This is a genomic window from Ruegeria sp. O11 (genome assembly GCF_056535285.1).
Genome location: NZ_JBQERS010000001.1, coordinates 746,763 through 768,194, shown reverse-complemented (window position 1 = coordinate 768,194; position 21,432 = coordinate 746,763). Strand labels below are relative to the sequence as shown.

Annotated in this window: 19 protein-coding genes and 1 tRNA gene; 12 read left to right on the top strand and 8 right to left on the bottom strand. The window is 56.3% G+C overall.

What is annotated here, in order from left to right; translation table 11 throughout:
• Positions 1 to 8 precede the first annotated feature (8 nt).
• From ACRZ91_RS03840 to fabI, 4 genes are all read right to left on the bottom strand, one after another.
• A complete protein-coding gene (locus ACRZ91_RS03840) occupies positions 9 to 1,850 on the bottom strand; it encodes a SurA N-terminal domain-containing protein (RefSeq protein WP_480902730.1) in 1,842 nt (613 codons plus the stop codon).
• An 81-nt stretch (positions 1,851 to 1,931) separates the two neighbouring features.
• Entirely contained in the window at positions 1,932 to 3,107 is a 1,176-nt protein-coding gene (locus ACRZ91_RS03835) for an aminotransferase (RefSeq protein WP_480902728.1), read from the bottom strand.
• Positions 3,108 to 3,145: 38 nt separating this feature from the next.
• Positions 3,146 to 3,655 carry a xanthine phosphoribosyltransferase gene (gene gpt, locus ACRZ91_RS03830; RefSeq protein ID WP_010440275.1) on the bottom strand — a complete coding sequence of 170 codons (510 nt, stop codon included), beginning with the start codon at positions 3,653 to 3,655 and terminating at the stop codon, positions 3,146 to 3,148.
• A 6-nt stretch (positions 3,656 to 3,661) separates the two neighbouring features.
• Positions 3,662 to 4,468, bottom strand: coding sequence for an enoyl-ACP reductase FabI (gene fabI / locus ACRZ91_RS03825; protein ID WP_010440274.1), 807 nt, complete (start codon positions 4,466 to 4,468; stop codon positions 3,662 to 3,664).
• A gap of 134 nt (positions 4,469 to 4,602) precedes the next feature.
• Between fabI and pdxH the strand changes: the two genes are divergently transcribed.
• The 4 genes from pdxH to ACRZ91_RS03805 all read left to right on the top strand — a co-directional run bounded on the left by pdxH (position 4,603) and on the right by ACRZ91_RS03805 (position 6,452).
• The gene (gene pdxH / locus ACRZ91_RS03820) at positions 4,603 to 5,208 is read left to right on the top strand and encodes a pyridoxamine 5'-phosphate oxidase (protein WP_480902724.1); all 606 of its coding nucleotides are present in this window, start codon (positions 4,603 to 4,605) and stop codon (positions 5,206 to 5,208) included.
• 121 nt (positions 5,209 to 5,329) lie between these two features.
• A complete protein-coding gene (locus ACRZ91_RS03815; protein WP_260026218.1) occupies positions 5,330 to 5,857 on the top strand; it encodes a cold-shock protein in 528 nt (175 codons plus the stop codon).
• Positions 5,858 to 5,867: 10 nt separating this feature from the next.
• Complete coding sequence (locus ACRZ91_RS03810; protein ID WP_480902721.1) at positions 5,868 to 6,332, top strand: DUF192 domain-containing protein; 465 nt, start codon at positions 5,868 to 5,870, stop codon at positions 6,330 to 6,332.
• A 43-nt stretch (positions 6,333 to 6,375) separates the two neighbouring features.
• Positions 6,376 to 6,452, top strand: a tRNA-Pro gene (locus tag ACRZ91_RS03805).
• A gap of 9 nt (positions 6,453 to 6,461) precedes the next feature.
• Here the strand turns inward: ACRZ91_RS03805 and ACRZ91_RS03800 are convergent.
• Positions 6,462 to 6,896 carry a hypothetical protein gene (locus ACRZ91_RS03800; protein ID WP_170539912.1) on the bottom strand — a complete coding sequence of 145 codons (435 nt, stop codon included), beginning with the start codon at positions 6,894 to 6,896 and terminating at the stop codon, positions 6,462 to 6,464.
• A 543-nt stretch (positions 6,897 to 7,439) separates the two neighbouring features.
• On the opposite strand from ACRZ91_RS03800, the gene ACRZ91_RS03795 reads away from it, so the two are divergent.
• Together ACRZ91_RS03795 and ACRZ91_RS03790 are read left to right on the top strand one after the other, a co-directional pair.
• A complete protein-coding gene (locus ACRZ91_RS03795) occupies positions 7,440 to 11,057 on the top strand; it encodes a vitamin B12-dependent ribonucleotide reductase (protein WP_480902719.1) in 3,618 nt (1,205 codons plus the stop codon).
• Between the two features lie 542 nt (positions 11,058 to 11,599).
• Entirely contained in the window at positions 11,600 to 11,845 is a 246-nt protein-coding gene (locus tag ACRZ91_RS03790) for an EF-hand domain-containing protein (RefSeq protein WP_010440267.1), read from the top strand.
• Between the two features lie 54 nt (positions 11,846 to 11,899).
• Here ACRZ91_RS03790 and ACRZ91_RS03785 read toward each other — a convergent pair whose 3' ends face one another.
• Entirely contained in the window at positions 11,900 to 13,444 is a 1,545-nt protein-coding gene (locus tag ACRZ91_RS03785) for a trimethylamine methyltransferase family protein (protein WP_480902717.1), read from the bottom strand.
• Positions 13,445 to 13,864: 420 nt separating this feature from the next.
• Here ACRZ91_RS03785 and ACRZ91_RS03780 point away from each other — a divergent pair, with 420 nt between their 5' ends.
• A complete protein-coding gene (locus ACRZ91_RS03780; protein WP_480902715.1) occupies positions 13,865 to 14,383 on the top strand; it encodes an outer membrane protein in 519 nt (172 codons plus the stop codon).
• Positions 14,384 to 14,436: 53 nt separating this feature from the next.
• On the opposite strand, the gene ACRZ91_RS03775 is transcribed toward ACRZ91_RS03780, so the two are convergent.
• Complete coding sequence (locus tag ACRZ91_RS03775; RefSeq protein WP_170779289.1) at positions 14,437 to 14,781, bottom strand: MmcQ/YjbR family DNA-binding protein; 345 nt, start codon at positions 14,779 to 14,781, stop codon at positions 14,437 to 14,439.
• 218 nt (positions 14,782 to 14,999) lie between these two features.
• On the opposite strand from ACRZ91_RS03775, the gene cysS reads away from it, so the two are divergent.
• From cysS to ACRZ91_RS03760, 3 genes are read left to right on the top strand one after another with little or no spacing between them, the layout of a single operon-like run.
• On the top strand, positions 15,000 to 16,400 hold the full coding sequence (cysS, locus tag ACRZ91_RS03770) for a cysteine--tRNA ligase (protein WP_480902713.1): 1,401 nt from the start codon (positions 15,000 to 15,002) through the stop codon (positions 16,398 to 16,400).
• Positions 16,397 to 18,031 (top strand): citramalate synthase, encoded by a 1,635-nt coding sequence (gene cimA, locus ACRZ91_RS03765; RefSeq protein WP_480902710.1) that lies wholly within the window; start codon positions 16,397 to 16,399, stop codon positions 18,029 to 18,031. Before cysS ends, cimA begins: the two co-directional genes overlap by 4 nt.
• A gap of 1 nt (position 18,032) precedes the next feature.
• Positions 18,033 to 18,809, top strand: a complete 777-nt coding sequence (locus ACRZ91_RS03760; RefSeq protein ID WP_480902708.1) for a squalene/phytoene synthase family protein — start codon at positions 18,033 to 18,035, stop codon at positions 18,807 to 18,809.
• Between the two features lies 1 nt (position 18,810).
• On the opposite strand, the gene ACRZ91_RS03755 is transcribed toward ACRZ91_RS03760, so the two are convergent.
• A complete protein-coding gene (locus ACRZ91_RS03755) occupies positions 18,811 to 20,037 on the bottom strand; it encodes an MFS transporter (RefSeq protein ID WP_480902706.1) in 1,227 nt (408 codons plus the stop codon).
• A 98-nt stretch (positions 20,038 to 20,135) separates the two neighbouring features.
• Between ACRZ91_RS03755 and ACRZ91_RS03750 the strand changes: the two genes are divergently transcribed.
• Both ACRZ91_RS03750 and ACRZ91_RS03745 read left to right on the top strand, forming a co-directional pair.
• On the top strand, positions 20,136 to 20,768 hold the full coding sequence (locus ACRZ91_RS03750; protein WP_170539885.1) for a DNA-3-methyladenine glycosylase family protein: 633 nt from the start codon (positions 20,136 to 20,138) through the stop codon (positions 20,766 to 20,768).
• Positions 20,765 to 21,430 (top strand): alpha/beta hydrolase, encoded by a 666-nt coding sequence (locus ACRZ91_RS03745; protein WP_010440258.1) that lies wholly within the window; start codon positions 20,765 to 20,767, stop codon positions 21,428 to 21,430. The genes ACRZ91_RS03750 and ACRZ91_RS03745 overlap by 4 nt, the downstream gene beginning before the upstream one ends.
• Positions 21,431 to 21,432 lie beyond the last annotated feature (2 nt).

The following is a 21,432-nucleotide window of genomic DNA, read 5'->3' as shown; positions in this document are numbered from 1 at the left end:
CTGTCTCTTTAATAGCTTGACCGTACAGCGTTCAGCGCTTGCTGATCCAGTACAGGGCGCGCGCGGGTCTGGGCGTTGCGCACATAGATATCAAAGATGTTCTGCGCCAGTGCCTGGTCAAACTGCGCTGCAAGAGCATCCTGCATCTGACGCTGTTCGTCGGTCTCGGCGGGTGGCAGCTCTTCATCCAAGCGCACGATCAGGGCAGTGCCGTTTCCGGGAATGACACGTAATTCACCCGGTTCGAGCTCGAAGACCTGTGTCATGAAATCTACCGGAGTATCCTCAAGGAATGCGGTACGCGTCAGGGCGTTTTCGACCCGGAAGGGCAGGCCAGTCGCCGTGAAATCTCCATCCGTCGCCAATTGGGTCAGCACCGAGTTTGCTTGATTTTGTAGCGCCTTCGCGGTCTCCGCTTGTGTCCAGGCCTCAGCAACCCGCCCTCGGGCATTTTCAAGCGGTTCGGGGCGGGGCTCAAGCACTTCATTCAGGCGCAAAGCAAAGATTGAACCGTCTTCGAGGAACGCGACTTCGGGAAAATCACCCTCTTGCACGGCCTCGGCGGCGGCGCGGAAGCCGTCATAGGCGGCAACGCCATCATCGCTTTGCTGGGTCCAGTCGATCTGGCCAAGTTCCAATTCAGTCTCATCGACCAATTCTTCCAGCGTTGCGCCGCCAGCAAGCAAGTCGTTGATGTCCTCGGCCTGCGCCTCGATCTGACGGCGCGCGCGATCTGAGGCAAGTTCATCACGCAACTCGGGCTCAGCATCTTCAAAGGTTACATTGTTTTCTGCCAGTGATCCGTTGATCCGGAACAAGGCTGGACCAAAAACAGATGGGAGTGGGCCAACGACATCGTCGATCTCGGCAGCGAATACAGCATCAGCGGCATCGCCAAGGTCCTCGCGGGTGACGTCACCCAGATCTACATCGCCAAGCTCGAGTTGCCGATCGCGGACCAGTTGTTCAAAATCTGCTCCACCAACCTCCAGCTGAGCCAAGGCCTCGGTTGCGGCCTCTTCGCTGGGATAGGTCAGGCGTTCGACCAAACGGCGCTCGGGCTGGAAATACTGTTCTGCGCGCTGGTCGTAGAGGCGGCGCAATGAGTCTTCTTCGATCTCAATCGTATCAAGCAGCATCTCTGGTGACAAAATGGCATACGTCAGTTGCTTGGTGCGGGGCAGGGTAAACAGATCAGTGTTCTCGTCATAGAATGTCTGAATCTGATCTTCTGTCGGTTCTGCCACTGGCGTCTCCAACGCGTCTGCGGACAGCGTAGCCACGGTAAAGCTGCGGCGGGCCAGTACATAGTTCGCCATTGCTTCGGTCATAGTGCGTGGCATCTCAACCCCGCCCATGACTGCACCCTGCACGATTGTGCGTGCCGATTCCTTGCGCAGATCCGATTCGAACTCGGAATCGCTCATCCCGACCTGTTCAAGCTGAAAGCGATAGGCTTCGCGGTCGAATGTACCGTTCACCCCCTGGAATGCGGGTATCTGGACGATCTCGTTCTGCAGGTTCTCGTCGCCTATCGAAATGCCAAGCTGCCCGACTTCATTGTCCAGCGCGGCCAGTGCAATCAGACGCGACAAGGCCAATTGGTCCAATCCAAGATCATGCGCTTGTGAAATCTGCATTGGCTGTCCGGTTTGCGCCTCGACCGCCCTGATCTCGCGCTGAAGTTCGCGGAAGTATTCGTCGACCGAAACGCTTTCATCGCCAACCTGCGCCACAGTGCGCACGGTTCCGGTCAGGCTGGTCGCACCAAATCCGGCTAGACCCAGCATCAGAAGGCCCATGAGAATCCAGACAAAGGTTTTGGATAGGTTTTTCATGCCTGCGGCCATGGTGCCCTCTTGGTTTGGTCGGCAAGTGTCTGCCCTGCTAGTTGCGGCCCTGAATACGATGCGTGCAGCCGAGGGGCAAGCTTAGAAGGACAGGGCCTGCAAACGGTCGAACAATTGCGCGATTCCGGCGCGGTCGAGATTGGCAAACGCGATGCGGACCTGTTGTTTCCCTGCCGGGTCATGCGCGGGCATGAACATGGTTCCGGGCAACAGCAGAATGCCCGCCTCAGGCACCAACTGCCGCGCCATATCGTCCGATGCGATTTGATAGGGGTGTTTGAGATAGGCGAAGTAGGCACCCAGCCCCAGAAGACGCCAGCCTTTTGCCTCTAGCCGAGGCATTCCTTCGGCAATTGCAGCCCTTCGGTCTAGAATCTCATTACGCTCACCGGCAACCCAATGAGACAGGTTCTGCATTCCCCAAAGCGCAGCGAATTGACCGATCTGGCCGGGGCAGATCGCAACTGTGTCTAAAAACTTCTCAATCTCCGACAAAAGCGACGAACCGGCAGCAATTGCGCCGACTCGGTGCCCAGTCAGGCGATAGGCTTTCGAGAACGAGTAGAGATGCACAAAGGTTTCGCACCAATCAGGCTGCTGGAACAATTCATGTGGCGCACCAGATCGGCTGTCGAAATCGCGATAGGTTTCATCAACCAACAGACGAATCCCTGTTTCCTGCGCGAGTTCATAGAAGCGGCGTACCAGGTCTGATGGGTATTCGACACCACCGGGGTTGTTCGGCGTTACCAATGCAATGGCCCGCGTTTTCTCGGTGATCAGTGCGCGCGCCATCTCGGGGTCGGGCAACAGATCGTTACCGGTGGGCAAGTCGATGGCTTTGACACCGGCCATATCCAGCCACATTTTGTGATTGAAATACCACGGGGTTGGCAGAATGACCTCATCACCCTGATCCGTAATCGCCGAGATCACGGCCGAGAAAGCCTGATTACAGCCCGAAGTAATCGCGACCTGATTAGCCTTAACTCTTGCTTCATAGTGTTGGCTGATCTGTACAGCCAGCTCGGTCCGTAATTCATCATTGCCCAGAACTGGGCCATAAAGATGTGCGCTGTCCCGTTCGACTGCGAATTCGGCCATAGCTTGCCGCAAGGCCCGTGGCGGCGGATCGACCGGAGCCGCCTGGCTGACATTTATGAGCGGACGGTCTTCAGGAAACTCGACCCCTTCCAACCAACGCCGCGCCTCCATCACCGGAGGGGCAAAGGTGGCGGCGGTACGGGTCATATTCATGGAAAGTCCGTGTTATTAGTGTTCAAGCAAACGCTTGATCAATCGGTACCCCGGTAGGGTTCGACATATTGCAAGGCCATATCCCATGGGAAGAAGATCCAGGTGTCTTGGCTGACCTCGGTAATAAAGGTATCAACCATCGGCCGGCCCTTGGGTTTGGCATATACAGTCGCGAAATGCGCCTTGGGATACATTTCGCGCACGAGTTCAAGCGTTTTTCCACTGTCGACCAGATCATCTATGATCAGGATACCGGTCCCATCGCCCATCAAATCAGCATTGGGGGCTTTTAGGATCTCAGCCTCTCCTTGTGACTGATGGTGATAGGACCGCACGCTGACGGTATCGACCGTGCGGATATCCAGTTCACGGCTGACGATCATCGCAGGAGCCATTCCGCCTCGAGTGATCGCTACGACGGCACGCCAAGCGCCATCATCTGGACCTTGCCCATCCAGACGCCAAGCCAGGGCGCGCGAGTCGCGATGAATCTGATCCCAGCTGATGTGGAAGCCTTTTTCGTGGGGCAGGCGGTCCTTGGCGCTCATGGTCTTTTATCCTTTTTCAACATCCGGCGCGTCGACGGCCTTCATTCCGACGATGTGATATCCCGAATCCACGTGCAGATTCTCTCCGGTCACACCGCTGCTGAGGTCTGACAGCAGGTACAGCGCTGATTTGCCGACATCATCGATGGTCACGTTGCGACGCAGCGGAGAATTATACTCGTTCCACTTCATGATATAGCGGAAATCGCCGATGCCGCTGGCTGCGAGTGTCTTGATTGGACCCGCCGAGATCGAGTTGACGCGAATACCGTCTTTTCCCAGATCCTCAGCCAGATATTTGACCGATGCCTCAAGCGCAGCCTTGGCGACACCCATAACATTATAATGGGGCATGACCTGTTCAGCGCCGTAGTAGGTGAGGGTTACTGCGCTACCGCCTTCGCCCATCATCTTCTCTGCGCGCTGCATAACGGCTGTAAAAGAGTAGACCGATACGTCCATCGTCAGATTGAAGTTAGCGCGCGATGTGTCGACGTAGCGCCCACGAAGCTCGTTCTTGTCAGAAAAGCCAATGGCGTGAACAACAAAGTCAAGCCTTCCCCATTTCTCTTCAAGCGAGTTGAAAAGGTTATCAATCGATTCCTCGTCGCTGACATCGCAGGGCAGAACGATTTCGCTGCCCAATTGCGCAGCCAGCGGGTCGACACGTTTTTTCAGCGCGTCTCCCTGATAGGAAAAGGCCAATTCGGCCCCGGCGTCGGACAAGGCGCGGGCTATCCCCCATGCGATTGATTTGTCATTGGCCAGTCCCATGATGAGGCCGCGTTTTCCGGCCATCAACTGATTTGACATCTTCGGTTCTCCGCCTGTCGTCGCATTGTGTTGAGTTGGTTTATGCCATTGATTGTCCTGCGGCAAGGCCATGCGCTCTTGCCCGCAGCGGGTTCTCGCCTTAGGGTCGGGTTAATTATTTCCAGGGGATGGAAATGAACGAGCATAATGGCATCTTTGCCGGGACTGATCCGTTTGAAATCGCGGGTCGGTGGCTGGCTGAGGCGGAAAAGACCGAACCAAACGATCCGAACGCGATTGCATTGGCAACCGTGGATTCGGAAGGTTTGCCCAATGCAAGAATGGTTCTGCTGAAAGAAATCGAAAAAGACGCATTTGTCTTCTACACGAACTATAACAGCGCCAAGGCACAGGAACTGGATAGTGCCCATAAAGCGGCATTTGTGATGCACTGGAAATCTTTGCGGCGTCAAATTCGAGTTCGTGGTATAGTCAGCAAAGAAGACGGGCCTGGGGCAGACGCGTATTATGCCTCGCGCTCGCTTAAGAGCCGTCTGGGTGCCTGGGCCTCTCGCCAGTCGCAACCTCTGGAGAGCCGGGCATCTTTGATGGCCGAGGTGGCAAAGGTGACGGCAAAGTTGGGACCCAATCCGTCGCGCCCGGAATTCTGGGGAGGGTATCGGGTTTCACCTGTCGAAGTGGAATTCTGGGCTGATGGAGCCTTCAGGTTGCATGACAGGTTTCAATGGAAGAGGCGTAACGCCGATTCCGATTGGCAAGTGCAGAGGTTGAATCCGTGATGTTCGCGTACCGTGAAATGCAACTGATTGCTATTAATAGTTTTTTTCAGCTTGAATTTGCGAGTGAATATCATAAACAACAAACCCTTAACGGCTTGCCTATTATCGTAACGGGAAAACAGTGCCAGAAGATTTGAACAGCATGTATCGCGTCCATGGACACGTTAAATGGTTCGATCCCGCAAAGGGATACGGATTTGTTGTGTCCGACGATGGCGGTCCGGACATTCTGTTGCATGTCAATGTGTTGCGCAATTTTGGTCAGAGCTCGGTCGCCGACGGTGCTGGTATCGAGATTATGACGCACAAAACTGATCGCGGTGTTCAGGCGGTCGAAGTGATCAGCGTCGATCCACCCGTACGGGCAGAAACAATGATGCTGGCCGACTTTGCGGAGCTTGATCCGACCGTGATCGGCAATGCTCCATTAGAGGCAGCGCGTGTCAAATGGTTCGACAAAGGCAAGGGATTCGGCTTTGCCAATGTCTTCGGAAGCAGCGAAGATGTATTCTTGCACATTGAGGTTCTTCGCCGTTCAGGTCTTGCGGATCTGCAACCGGGAGAAGCCTTGGCCATGCGTGTGATTGACGGAAAACGCGGACGGATGGCGGCACAGGTTCTTGCCTGGGAAGCGGCTTTGAACACCTAGGTCTTAAAGTATGAGAACAGCATTACTCGTAGCGGCCCTGACATTTCTGATCAGTGGTGGCGCGCAAGCCGAATGCCGTTCTGACCGTGTCGAGTTGCGAAATGAACTTGCGCAGGTTCGATTTGATATCGAGTTAGCCGTTACCCCTCAGGAACGATCACGCGGGCTGATGTTTCGTGAGAATATGCCTAACCGCTCTGGCATGCTGTTCATCTTTGATCCACCGCAGCGGGTGGCGTTTTGGATGAAGAACACGCTGATCCCTTTGGACATGATCTTTACCGACAAAGCAGGAACCGTCACCCGCGTGCATGAGGGTGCGATCCCCGGCGATCTGACCCCGATCGAAGGCGGCGATTCGGTTTATGCCGTGCTTGAAATCAATGCGGGACTTGCCGCGCGCTATGGTATTCGACCAGGAACACAGATGCGTCACCAAGTTTTTTCGCAAGGTCCTGCAATTTGGCCTTGTTAGGGCTTTTCAAATCAGATCGGCACGTTTAGGAAGGCGCACGGTCCGGGGCGTGGCGCAGTCTGGTAGCGCACCTGTTTTGGGTACAGGGGGTCGTAGGTTCGAATCCTGCCGCCCCGACCATTTCCACTCTTACACCGGCGTTCCGCCATAGTCGGTGTAGAGTCTGGAAAAATCCCTGTCCAATTCATCGCTTTCGATTGGAATCTTAAGTGTGCTTCCGCTTTTTTGGGGAACGATAAAAAACAATTCGGCATCCACACGGTAGCCTGCTTGATTCTTTGCTGAGCTTAGCCGCGTCACGATCTTCGGCAGATTTTGAGAATATCCATCAAAATTGAGAATCAGATAGGCTGTCGCCTCGGGCGAAAGTATTTCGCGGCATTCAAAACTGCTTGTCCCGGTTTTGACGAATTTGTCGCCAGGGCCAGCGCAGTCTGTCTTGAAGGAATTGAACAGGTTCTGCGGGTACCCATCGAATTGAGCGCTACGAGACGCAGGCGGAACGTCCTGTGCTGTGCAGGACACTATTAAGCCCATAATAGTTAACAACGAAATCAAACGCATGTTGAATAGATTTCCCATCCAGAAATGTCGTGATTTACAAACTATGGCACGCGCCACATTGCGGTGACGATGATTCTCTGAATATGTCCTTAATGCCGGACTGGTTGATCAATTTCCTCTAACTGTGGTGGAAAAAAAGAGAAATCACTCTGACGCAACGAACGTAGATTGATTGGTATCCGGGGATAGGCCTGTGGAGGAATCGCGATCCGGCAAGAAACCGCCGGTTCGTCAGATCAGGTCAAGCTAAAAGATTCCAAAAATGACTGAAAAAGCCCGTTGACCATCTATGGAAATATACGTCAGATTGTATAGGCCGAAGGACGAGCCACTAAATCTGGTAGCAATAACCAGAAAAGGCATCGGACGAGGGACGGAATGCAAACCAGTATGACGTGAAACCGTATTTACGGTTCTGCGCTGTTATCGGCAGCGCTTGGTCCCTTGCGTCTCAATATTCCGGCAGGGCGGGCGGCACACCGCGACATCAAGATTTTGTGCCGGGTACTAAAATTTGGACAGATCGTAGCTGGGGCAGCGGACATGAAAATTGAAAGAAAATTCACCAAACCTGGACAGGATGCGTATGCCGATCTGGATTTTGTGTCCGCAACATCCGAGATTCGCAATCCGGACGGCACAATCGTATTCCGTCTTGACGAAATCGAAGTGCCAGCAAAGTGGAGCCAGGTCGCCAGCGACGTCATCGCGCAAAAGTACTTCCGCAAGGCAGGTGTTCCATCCAAGCTGAAGAAGGTTAAGGAAAAGGACGTTCCTGAATTCCTGTGGCGTTCGGTCCCCGCTGATGGCGCTGAATTTGATGGTGAGACGTCTTCGAAACAGGTGTTCGACCGTCTCGCAGGCGCATGGGCCTATTGGGGTTGGAAGGGCGGTTATTTCTCGACCGAGGAAGACGCGCGCGCCTATTTCGACGAGATGCGCTATATGCTGGCGACCCAGCGTGCTGCACCGAACTCGCCGCAATGGTTCAACACAGGTCTGCACTGGGCCTATGGCATCGATGGTCCGGCGCAGGGGCACCATTATGTCGACTATAAAACCGGCAAGCTGACTAAATCGAAATCCGCCTATGAGCATCCGCAACCACACGCCTGCTTTATCCAGTCAGTGGACGATGATCTGGTGAACGAAGGTGGCATTATGGATCTGTGGGTGCGTGAGGCGCGCCTGTTCAAATACGGCTCTGGTACCGGGACCAACTTCAGCCATCTGCGCGCAGAAGGCGAGGCGTTGTCGGGTGGCGGTAAATCCTCGGGCCTGATGGGCTTTCTCAAGATCGGCGACCGCGCCGCTGGCGCGATCAAATCAGGCGGAACAACCCGTCGGGCAGCAAAGATGGTGATCGTCGATGCAGATCACCCGGACATCGAGCAATTCATCGAATGGAAGGTGATCGAAGAGCAGAAGGTGGCCTCGATCGTTGCCGGATCAAAGATGCACGAGAAGATGCTGAATGGCATTTTCGAGGCCATCCGCAGCTGGGACGGCGCGCAGGATGATGCGTATGATCCCAATAAGAATGACAGCCTGAAGAAAGCGGTTCGCGAGGCGAAAAAGGTTGCGATCCCCGAGACTTATATCAAGCGCGTGCTGGATTACGCCAAGCAGGGCCACGACAGCATCGAATTCCCGACCTATGACACGGACTGGGATTCGGAAGCCTACAGCTCGGTTTCTGGCCAGAACTCGAACAACTCGATCCGCGTGACCAACGCGTTTCTGACTGCCGTTGAGAAAGACGCCGATTGGGAACTGATCAACCGTACCGACGGCAAGGTTGCCCGCACCGTCAAAGCGCGCGATCTGTGGGAGAAGGTCGGCCACGCCGCTTGGGCCTGCGCCGATCCGGGCATCCAGTTCCACGATACCGTCAACGAATGGCACACTTGCCCCGAAGATGGCGAGATTCGCGGCTCGAACCCGTGCTCTGAATACATGTTCCTCGATGACACGGCTTGCAACCTGGCGTCGATGAACCTGCTGACCTTCCTCAAGCACGGTGAGTTCCAGGCAGCCGACTATATGCACGCTTCGCGTTTGTGGACCCTGACGCTGGAAATCTCGGTAACGATGGCGCAGTTCCCGTCGAAGGAAATCGCGCAACTGTCCTATGACTTCCGCACGCTGGGTCTGGGCTATGCCAATATCGGCGGCCTGCTGATGAACATGGGCTACAGCTACGACTCGGACGAGGGTCGGGCGATCTGTGGTGCGCTGACCGCGATCATGACCGGCGTGGCCTATGCAACCTCGGCTGAGATCGCCGGTGAGCTGGGACCGTTCAAGGGGTACGAACGGAACGCCGACCAAATGCTGCGCGTCATCCGTAACCACCGCCGCGCATCGCAGGGCGTGACCGAGGGTTATGAGAAACTGGCGGTGAAGCCGGTGCCTTTGGACCACGGCAACTGTCCGGATAAACGTCTGGTCGATCTGGCCATGTCCGCTTGGGATGAGGCTCTGAGCCTCGGCGAGAAGAACGGTTATCGCAACGCGCAGGCCACAGTTATCGCACCGACCGGCACTATTGGTCTTGTGATGGACTGCGACACAACCGGGATCGAGCCTGATTTTGCGCTGGTTAAATTCAAAAAGCTGGCCGGTGGTGGCTACTTCAAGATCATCAACCGTTCGGTGCCTTCGGCGCTCGAGAAGCTGGGCTATTCCTCGGCTCAGATCGAAGAGATCGTGGGCTACGCGGTTGGTCACGGCACCATCGGCAACGCGCCGGGGATCAACCACACCTCTCTGACTGGCCACGGCTTTGGCCCCAATGAACTGGCCAAAGTCGATGCTGCGCTGGAAAGCGCGTTCGACATCCGGTTTGTCTTCAACCAGTGGACGCTGGGCGAGGATTTCTGCACCGGCGTTCTGGGCATCCCGGCGACCAAGCTGAATGACCCAACTTTCGATCTGCTGCGCCATCTGGGCTTTACCAAGGCGGATATCGACGCAGCGAACGACCATGTCTGCGGAACCATGACACTGGAAGGCGCGCCGCATCTGAAGGAAGAGCACTACTCGATCTTCGACTGCGCCAACCCGTGTGGCAAGAAAGGTAAGCGTTTCCTTGGGGTTGATAGCCACATCACCATGATGGCTGCAGCGCAGAGCTTCATCTCGGGCGCGATCTCGAAGACGATCAACATGCCGAATGACGCCACCATCGAGGATTGCCAGAAGGCTTATGAACTCAGCTGGTCGTTGGGTGTGAAGGCGAACGCACTCTATCGTGACGGCTCGAAACTGTCTCAGCCTCTGGCCGCGGCACTGGTTGAGGACGACGACGAAGCAGCAGAAGTGCTGGAAAGCGGTTCGACGCAGGAAAAAGCCGTCGTTCTGGCCGAGAAGGTAATCGAGAAGGTCGTGGTCAAGGAAATGATCCGCAGCCATCGCGAGAAACTGCCGCATCGCCGCAAAGGTTATACCCAAAAGGCGATCGTTGGCGGCCACAAGGTCTATCTGCGCACCGGTGAGTTCGAAGACGGCAAGCTGGGTGAGATTTTCATCGACATGCACAAGGAAGGTGCTGGCTTCCGAGCGATGATGAACAACTTTGCCATCGCCGTGTCAGTCGGTCTGCAATACGGCGTGCCGCTGGAGGAGTTTGTCGACGCCTTCACCTTCACCAAGTTCGAACCTGCGGGAATGGTTCAGGGCAACGACTCGATCAAGAACGCAACGTCGATCCTGGATTACATATTCCGTGAACTGGCCGTGTCCTATCTGGACCGCACCGATCTGGCCCATGTGAAGCCAGAAGGCGCAACCTTCGATGATTTGGGTAGGGGCGAAGAAGACGGTCTTTCGAATGTTTCAGAAATCAGTGAAACTGCGGCGACCAAGTCATTGGAAGTGTTGAAACAAATCAGCTCGACCGGCTATCTGCGTAAGCGTCTGCCACAGGATCTGATGGTCTTCAACGGTGGTCAAGCCGACGTGACCGGTATGGCGGAGACCGCAGCGACATTCGAAGCTCCTGCTGAAACGGCGGTAGCGACAGGAATGGACGCCCGCACCAAAGCAAAGATGCAAGGATACGAGGGTGATCCCTGCGGGGAATGTGGAAACTACACGCTGGTGCGCAACGGCACCTGCATGAAGTGCAACACTTGCGGCGCGACAAGCGGGTGTAGCTGAGTTTAGCACCCCGGCAACCCGGGGTGCAGGGGTCGGATAGCTGCCACAGGTACCGACCCCGACGAATACGGAGCAAGGCGCTGAGACTTACCATCGATGCCTTGGTCCACTCGGCCGACATGCCCGTGTTGGCCGGGAACAGGGTGGGGCGGAATATTTGCTCCCTCCCACTCTCTCACGGGGCGGGTGCGCTCGTCCCATGCGCAGTCCAGGCCGCAGGCAAAAAAACACCGGGCGGTCAACGAAATGAGCCTGGAAGGCGAAACTGACAGGGGGCTTCGGCCCCCTTTCTTTTTTCAAGTCTGAGTCGGTTTTTGAGCAGGGGATTGCCAGATTATCTTGCCCGGGTCGGGCAAGAGTTGCCGAAACCTGTGTGGGCCATTTTGCCCGGCAAACCTCCGCAGATGCGACTCGGGCAAACACGCAGAGATTGGCCCGAATGGAACAAAATCAATCTGGGCGGGTGACTTGTCCTTTGGGTGGCTTTCTTTTGGCGCTTGTCCGGACACAAACACTTAAGAAGACACACTCAGGAGGCAAATATGAAACCGCAGAAATTGGCCGTAATATCGGCGCTGGCACTTGGATTGCCGACATTGGTGTTGGCCCAGAACGCAGCTGACACCAACGGCGATGGCGTGCTGACAATCGACGAGGTTCAGGCCGTTGTGCCAGAAGTTGACGCCGAGGGTTTCGCGCAGATGGACGCAAACGGCGACGGCGCGCTTGATCAGGATGAGATCACAATCGCCCAACAGGCTGGTCTGTTGCCGCCGTCCAACGGTTGATCCACTTGGAAAAATCGCGGCCCGATTTATTCGGGCCGCTTATATTTCAGTGGGTTACGCAGGCAAGTGAATGTTAAACCTGTCGCGGAGTTCGGCATCCAGCAGAGGATCAAATCTGGCCGGGGATGGCACCGCCAGAATCTCTTCTTTCCGCTTCACCGCTTTCTCGATCAGATCAGGTTTTCCAAGTTCAACCCATTCTTTTGGAGACGAACGATCGCCAAGGGTTGGATAGACGTAGTCCGCCTGCATACGGCCCAAGGTCGCATCTGTCCCTAGATAGTGACCCGGGCCGCCCATGCAGACCTCGGCCATCTGATCCAGCGCCAGAGTTTCATCCGACACTTCAATTCCACGTACGCAGCGCTGCGCTTGTCCGATCAGATCGTCGCTTAGGATTAAGCTCTCATGGCAGAAACCCAGCAGTGAGGCGTGCATGCCTGCGGCCTCATAAACCATATTCAGGCCCGAAAGTCCGGCCATGACGTTCGAGCACATCTGTTCCCAACCGGCCTGCATATCAGGCAGTTTCGCGTCTGATGCACCCGCGGCGGCTCCGCCAGGCAAGTCATAGAGATGGTGCATTTGGGCACAACCAGCGGTTAGCAGGGCTTGTTCCCCAGAGCCGATAGACATTGCACCGGTGCGCAGATCCAACCCAAAGGGCCAGGTGCCAAAAATCGCAGGCGCACCGGGCTTTACGGCGTTTACATAAACCAAACCGGCCAGACATTCAGCCGTGGCTTGCGTTATCGCCCCGGCAACTGTCGAGGGCGCTGTGGCTCCGGCCATGCCGGCGGACAGCAGCAGAACCGGCATGCCGGCCTTGATGCATTCCTCCATCACCTCGCAGCTTTCGGTGGCGAATTTCATCGGTGGTACAACAAAACAGTTGGAGTTGGACATGAAAGGCCGTTCGCGCCACTTGTCCTCTCCGCCTGCAATCATGTGCAGCATTTCGATCGCGGGTGCGACATGGCTGGGTTCAGTAAAGGACGTGCCGATGTGTTTGAACGTACCGGAAGTGGTGGCGTAGACCGTGTTCAGGTCCATCTCGAGGTTGTCCGCAATATCGCGACACACCATAGGACGTTGAACAAAGTGAATGTTTTCAAGCTGTTCACAGATGCGGGAGGCATCGTGGAGATCCTGAAGGGTCGAATCACGATATTCCTGCCCGTGCACATCGACCATGCTGACCGCCGCCCCGGCCGTTCCATAGTGAACCCGGTTTCCCGACAACTCCAGATCGGACTTTCCATCCCGGCTGTACAGCGTGACCGAACGATTTGCTTTGGCGATAGTGTCTTCGACCAATGCACGCGGGAAGCGGATGCGGCCATCGTCGCCTAGGGAACAACCGGCGGCCACCAGATAATCGATCCCGCTTTGTGGCGCATCGGCAAGTCCGATAGTTTCCAGCGCGGTCAATGCGGCCTCATGGATACGCTCAATCTGGTGCTGAGTCAGTACCTTCAGCGTTCCACCCTCCATGCCGGGTCGAATAGGGCGCAAATGCTCTGGCAGTGCCGAGGCGCGGGCTGCACGGCGTGCAGCGCGGCCACCGCTACGGGACGAGTTTCGGGTTTGTTCGTTCATTTTGGAATCCGGTCGAAGAAATGCGTATTGGGTTGAGTGAACTCAGACCGCCGCTGGTCGCCCTCGTGCCGCACGTCCACGATCCGCTCCGATGGTGCGGCTGACCAGACGTATTTTCCAAACTTCGTTGTGCATTGTGTTCCAATCTAACTGAACTCATAGTTTCAACGCTCAGCGTCACAATCTATTCTGTTTGCGACCTGCAAATGAATTTCCGTGCAAAAATTTCACCGGCGATGGGAGCAGGTTAAATTGATACACAGAAATGTTTTTTTTCCGTTACGCTAAAAATCTGTTAACCTATCCCTAGTTAATTTTAAGACAACTGTTGGTTTGAATTAGAAGTTCGGTGCGGATTGTCCTTCTGTTGGATATCGCCGCATTCTTTTATGGACCGCTTCTGGTTTATTGGAGGGCTTGATGAAGTCAACGATTGCCGCACTCGTCATCGCGCTGTTCGCAGGTGTCGGGCCGGTATTGTCGGAAGATTGGACCGGAGCATATGCAGGTTTCAGTTTCGGCTATGCGGATGTTGACGGATCAGGCAATGTTGGCGGAAGCGATGTCGGTTTTGGCCCTGTGATCGGATACGACTACGATTTTGGAAATTTCGTGTTGGGTGGTGAACTCGAATACAACTGGCTCAACCTTGATCTTGGCCAGTCGGAAGGCAGTTTAGACAGCATGTCGCGTTTGAAATTACGTGGGGGCTACGATTTCGGCTCTGCACTGGGATACGTCGTCGTCGGCGCAGCGCGGGCTAGCACATCGGGCGATAGCGACACGGCAGCGGTATACGGCATCGGTGTGGCTTATCCTCTGGGTGATCGCTTCGTGATCAGCGGCGAGGCGTTAAGACAGGATTTTGAGAATGTTCCTCAGTCAGGTGGGAATCTTGACGCAAACGTCTTCAACCTGCGCACTACATTCCGCTTTTAACAAACGCTTTAGGTAGGTTGAAAAAACCACTTCGCGCTCTTCAAAACCACCAATCAGATACGATTGGTTAAGGTTGCTTGAACTTTCTTGGGGAGCGACGTGCGTATGATATCGTAGGATGATTCAAGGCGGTGGCGCATTTCTTCAGATTCTGTTGACCAGGGCAGACGAACCCAACTGCGATGGAAGTATGGTGCCTTGATCCCAACTCCAGCATCGATCAGCATTTGGGCTGTCTCAATGTCAGGTGTCTTGACTGACACCCCATCCCCGACTGAGCCGACGCAGGCGAACATTTTGCCGCCCACTTTCCAAGCGTCGTGACCTCCGCCCCAAGGATCGGAAAGCTCGGCCCCGGGCAGTTCAGCGCAAATGGAATTGACGTATTCACGGCTCATGAGAGGCAGAGTGCCGATACGGCTGGTAAAACTCAAGACTTGGCTCAGCGTAGAACTCGTGCTACCCACGGCGCATGAACCAGAAAACCTGCATCATTATTTGCTGCATTACCTGCTGATTTATCAAGCGGGCCGGTTTCTTTCGTTTTCATCCCTGAGACAAGTTGCTAAGCCCGCGCCAACGCGTGACGAACATGCTGTTTCAGGAGCACGACCCGATGACGACGATCAAACTGCACAACACGAGGACACGGACGAAAGAGGATTTCGTGCCGATCGATCCAGGCAAAGTGCGGATGTATGTCTGTGGTCCGACGGTTTATGACCGCGCCCATCTTGGGAATGCGCGGCCCGTGGTGGTGTTCGACGTGCTCTATCGTCTGCTGCGGCACGTTTATGGTGCGGATCACGTGACCTATGTGCGCAATTTCACCGATGTGGACGACAAGATCAACGCCACTGCTTTGGCGCGCAAACAGGCCGGAGCAGAAGGTACGCTGGAGCAGTTGGTTCAGGAGCGCTCGGACGAGACCATAGGCTGGTACTTGCATGATATGGGCGCGCTTGGGGCGATGGAGCCAAATGCAATGCCGCGCGCCACGGAATATATCGCGCAGATGGTCGCAATGATTGAGGACCTGATTGCCAAAGGGCATGCCTATGCTGCCGAGGGTCATGTCCTGTTTGCGGTGGACAGTTGGAAAGAAGACTATGGCAGGCTGTCTGGCCGCTCGGTCGATGACATGATTGCCGGTGCACGGGTTGAGGTCGCGCCTTACAAGAAAAACCCGATGGATTTTGTACTGTGGAAGCCGTCGACCGATGAGTTGCCCGGTTGGGACAGTCCGTGGGGTCGGGGGCGTCCGGGTTGGCATATTGAATGCTCGGCTATGAGCTATGAGCTGTTGGGCGAGAGCTTTGATATTCATGGCGGCGGCAACGATCTGATGTTCCCGCATCATGAAAATGAGATTGCTCAGAGCAAATGCGCACATCCGCATGGAGAATTCGCTCGCGTCTGGATGCACAATGAGATGCTGCAGGTCGAGGGCAAGAAGATGTCCAAGTCGCTGGGCAATTTCTTCACTGTGCATGATCTGTTGGAGCAAGGTGTGCCTGGTGAAGTGATCCGGTTTGTATTCCTTCAGACACACTATCGTAAGCCAATGGACTGGACCGAGAAGAAGGCGCGTGAGGCCGAGGCGACGTTACGCAAGTGGCGGGCGCTGACGGCGGGCATCGAGCCCGCAACCACCGCGGCACCTGCGGTCATCGATGCGCTTGCGGATGATTTGAACACGGCAGGTGCCATTGCGGAACTGCACCGTTTGGCTGCTGATGGTGATGCTGCGTCTTTGCTGGCGAGTGCGCAGGTGGTCGGCCTGTTGGTGGACGATATGGGCGCTTGGGCCGAGACCGCTTCAGCTGATCTGTCATCTCATGCAAAAAAACTGGCCGATGCGAGGGCGTTTGCTATGCAGAGCAAGGATTTCTCAGAGGTTGATCGCCTGAAGGCAGCATATATCGCTGCAGGGCTTGAGGTTCGGATGAGCAAGGATGGTGTGGAGTTGGTGCCCGGCGCCGGGTTTGATGCCACCAAGCTGGAGGGGGTCGAATGACCAAGGAACGCCTTTATCTCTACGACACCACCTTGCGCGACGGGCAGCAGACGCAGGGCGTACAGTTCTCGACTGCCGAGAAGGTTCAGATCGCGCAGGCATTGGATGGGCTTGGTCTCGACTATATCGAAGGGGGGTGGCCCGGGGCGAACCCGACCGACAGTGCGTTTTTTGAGAACGCTCCCAAGACCTCGGCCCGTATGACCGCGTTTGGGATGACCAAACGCTCTGGTCGGTCGGCAGAGAATGATGACGTTTTGGCGGCCGTCATGAATGCCGGAACGCCAGCCGTTTGTCTGGTGGGAAAGTCACATGATTACCATGTGACTCACGCGCTTGGCATCTCGTTGGAGGAAAACACTGAGAACGTAAGGGCTTCGGTCGCGCATATCGTGGCGCAGGGGCGTGAGGCCTTGTTCGATGCTGAGCATTTCTTTGATGGCTATAAGGACAACCCGGAATATGCGGTTGAGGTCTGTCGTGCAGCGCTTGACGCCGGTGCACGGTGGGTCGTCTTGTGCGATACCAATGGCGGCGCGTTGCCCGCCGAGGTCGGGCGGATCGTGTCTGAGGTGATTGCGGCCGGTCTGCCGGGGGACCGATTGGGCATTCACACCCACAATGATACCGAAAACGCAGTGGCCTGTTCTCTGGCTGCCGTCGACGCGGGTGCGCGGCAGATTCAGGGCACTCTGAACGGGTTGGGAGAGCGTTGCGGTAACGCCAACCTGACCGCTTTGATTCCAACACTGATGATGAAAGAACCCTATGCTTCACGCTATGAGGTTAACGTGAAGCCCGAGGCTTTGGCTGGGCTGACCCGAATCAGCCGGATGTTGGATGACATCCTGAACCGCGTGCCCAGCAAGCAGAGCGCCTATGTCGGCGCGTCGGCGTTCGCACATAAGGCCGGGCTGCATGCCAGCGCGATCCTCAAGGATCCGACGACCTATGAGCATATCGATCCTGCAAGCGTCGGCAATGCGCGCATCATTCCGATGTCGAACCAGGCTGGGCAATCGAATCTGCGCAAACGTCTGACCGATGCGGGATTGGCCGTTGAAGCGGGTGATCCGGCATTGGGACGCATCCTTGAGCGAATCAAACTGCGCGAGGCCGAGGGCTATTCCTATGACACCGCGCAGGCCAGTTTCGAGCTGTTGGCGCGGGATGAGCTGGGGCAGTTGCCCGAGTTCTTTGAGGTCAAGCGCTACAAGGTGACCGTTGAGCGCCGCAAGAATAAATACAACAAGATGGTCAGCCTGTCAGAGGCGGTTGTTGTTGTGAAAGTGGATGGCGAGAAGAAGCTATCGGTCAGTGAGTCTCTGGATGAAAGCGGCAGTGATCGCGGCCCGGTGAACGCACTCGCCAAAGCTCTGGCCAAGGATTTGGGGCAATATTCGCAGATACTGTCGGATATGCGGTTGGTCGACTTCAAGGTGCGCATCACTCAAGGCGGGACCGAGGCGGTAACGCGCGTGATCATCGACAGCGAAGACGGGCAGGGGCGGCGCTGGTCTACAGTTGGGGTGAGTGCCAACATAATCGATGCCTCGTTCGAGGCGCTATTGGACGCGATCCAGTGGAAACTGGTGAACGATTGCGCCCCGCAGTCCGCGGCAGCCGAATAAGGTGGAGTTCGACGACGACATCAAGGCTTGTGCAGAACTGGTGCATCGGGCCGATCCCGATCGCTTTATGGCGTCCATGGCCGCACCGGTCGAGGCACGGGCTGTCTTGTTCCCGATCTATGCGCTGAACGTCGAAGTGGCGCGCGCGCCGTGGGTGACGCAGGAAAGCATGATCGCTGAAATGCGCCTGCAATGGTGGCGCGATGCCTTGCAGGAAATTGCCGAAGGTCCATCCGTGCGCCGGCACGAGGTTGTCACGCCGTTGTCGCGTATTCTCTCACCGCATCTGGCGGCGCAATTGGATGAATATGTCGCCGTAAGGCGTTGGGATATATACCGCGATCCGTTTGAGGATGAGGAGCATTTTGACTCCTATATCGACCACAGCGCCGGATCGTTGATGGTGGTGTCGGCGCAGGCTTTGGGTGCGTCGGATGAGACTGTTCTTCGAAATTTTGGTTATGCGGCCGGGATTGCGAATTGGATGCGTGCTATTCCCGAGCTCGAGTCGCGAGGTCGTATCCCATTGTTAGATGGCACACGGGATGGTGTTCGGACCTTAGCGCAGAAAGCGTTGGACCGGCTGGCGCGTGCGCGATCTGCGCGTGGCGAAATATCGGCGGCAGCACGGCCAGCACTCTTTGCAGGATGGCAGACAGAATGGGTGCTGCAGGCGGCCTTGGCACGGCCAGAACGTGTGGCTGCGGGTGCCTTAGCGCAAGGCGAAATTCGCCGTCGGTTTTCTTTGATGAAGACAGCCGCGACAGGGCGCTGGTAAGTCAGGCAGTTTGAGGGTCTGACGGCCTTAGCACCAGCCACAACAGCGCGCCTCCTGCCAGTGTCAGCAGCGGGATCATGGCAAGGTTTACGGCTGTCCAGCCCTCAACCGCTGAGCCGCCCGAGCAATTCATCAGCCCACCCGACGCCAACGACGCAAAGGTGACGCCGCCAAAGACCATAAGGTCGTTCAGGCCCTGCATCCGCCCGCGCTCGTGCACTTCGTGCGAGTCGGCGAGCATGCTGGTGGCGCCGATGAATCCAAAGTTCCAGCCGATTCCCAGCAGGATAAGGGCCACAAAAAAGTTACCCAGATCTACACCCTGCAGGGCAACAAGGCCCGCGCCGCCGAGGATGGCCAGACCAAGGGCCACGATCTTTTCAACGCCAAATCTTGCAATTAGGTGGCCGGTGAAAAAGCTGGGAATATACATCGCCAGTACGTGGCTGGTTACGATATCCGCGGCATCACCTTCGGTATATCCGCATCCGACAACAGCCAACGGTGTCGATGTCATCACAAGGTTCATAAGCGCGTAAGAAACCATCGCACAGATGATCGCCACTGCGATACGCGGGGTTTTTAGCAGCTCCAGCCGCGTGCGGCCCTTGGGTTCATCCTCGGTAGGCTTGGGTGGAGTGGGAATATCAAGAAAGAAGAAAAGGGCAGAACCCAGTACGTTGATTGCAATCACAGCCAAATAGGTGCCCAGAAACGGGATCACATAGGCTTGCGAGGTCAGCTTTACGATCTGTGGGCCAATGATGGCCGCCGCGAGCCCCCCGGCCATGACGTAAGAAATTGCCTTGGGCCGGAACGCATCAGAAGCGGTGTCGGCTGCCGCAAAGCGATAGAAGCCATGTGCGCTCATATAGATGCCGGTCAGGAAGCTGCCAACAAGGAACACAGGGAATGAGCCGAGATAGAGGCCGTAAGCCCCGATAATGCCACCGGTAGCACCCGCTGTGGAGCCTACAAGGAACCCTGCGCGGCGTCCCCAGCGTTGCATGATGGCCGAGATCGGCGTGGCCGCCAGCATCGAACCCAGAACGATCAGTGAAATCGGCAGCGTCGCGAGGCAGGCGTTGCTGGCCAGCGATTGCCCGGCCAATCCGCCGACAATGAACATGATCGGCATCTGCGCACCCAAGATCGCCTGGGCCGCCACCAGAACGGCGACGTTTCGTTTGGCCTGACTGTCGTCGGGGGTGGCAGTGATCATTGTCATGGGCGAATGGTTATCTACGATTGAGACTAGGCACAAGCGGCTTGCATATGCGGCACATCCGCCTAACGTGCGGACGAGGATCACTTATCGGAGAGCGCATGTCCGTCGGACGCATCATCGAAACCCCGGACTGCGTGAGTGAAGGGGCCGAATGGCTGGCAGGGGCCTGCCCCCGTATGGCCTATGCGATGGAGCAAACCGGCCCTCTGCCGCTCAGGCGCAAGCCTGACGGGTTTGCCCAACTGCTCAGCGCCATTGTCAGCCAACAGGTCAGCGTGGCCTCGGCAAACGCGATCTGGAAGCGGTTGCAGGACGCAAAACTGACCGGCCCGCGTAAGATCATTTGGGCCACGGATGATGATCTGCGGGCGGTGGGTCTCAGCCGTCAGAAAATCCGTTATGCCCGAGCCTTGGCCGAAGCGCGGATCGACTACAAAGCACTTCGTGATGCCCCGGATGACGAGGTGGTCGCAATTCTGACCGAGGTACCGGGAATCGGTGTCTGGACCGCCGAGATTTATGCCATGTTTTCGCTTGGTCGCGCTGACGTGATTGCGCCAGGTGATCTGGCGTTGCAGGAAGCGGCTCGAATTCTTTACGACCTGCCAGAACGACCAAAAGACAAAGAGTTACGTCAGATGGCTGAAGCATGGTCGCCCTGGCGATCGGTTGCGGCCCGGGTGCTGTGGGCCTATTACCGGGTCGCAAAAGACAGAGAAGGGATCAGATGACACGAGTTTTGAATGCGCTCCGAAAAGAGCCGGTTTCGGGGGATACACGCTCGGTCGTTGTGTTCGTTCATGGTTATGGCGCCAATGGGGCTGACCTTTTGGGGCTGGCCGATCCGCTGGGGGAACATCTGCCGGATACGCTTTTCGTGTCACCCGACGCGCCGGAACAGATCCCAGGTATGCCCAATGGGTTTCAATGGTTTCCGATTCCGTGGATTGATGGCTCGTCCGAAGAAGAGGCCCGCCGTGGTATGGAAATGGCCGTCGAGGATTTCAACGCGTTCCTCGACGCGCTGATGGTTGACGAGGATGTCCTGCCCGAACAGGTTGTGCTATTCGGTTTCAGCCAGGGTACGATGATGAGCCTGTATGTCGCCCCGCGCCGTGAAGATCCTGTGGCCGGAATTGTCGCGTTCTCGGGTCGGTTGTTGGAACCTGACTTGTTGCCGGACGAAACCGTCAGTCGGATGCCGGTGCTGCTGGTGCATGGCGATGCCGATGATGTGGTGCCGCCGCAATCGCTGCCTGAGGCGGCTGAGGCGTTGCAGGCCGCTGGTTTCAAAGAGGTCTACGCCCATGTGATGAAAGGCACCGGCCACGGGATCGCTCCGGATGGCTTGAGTGTTGCACTGGCCTTCATGCGGGATAAGCTCAGCCTCTGATC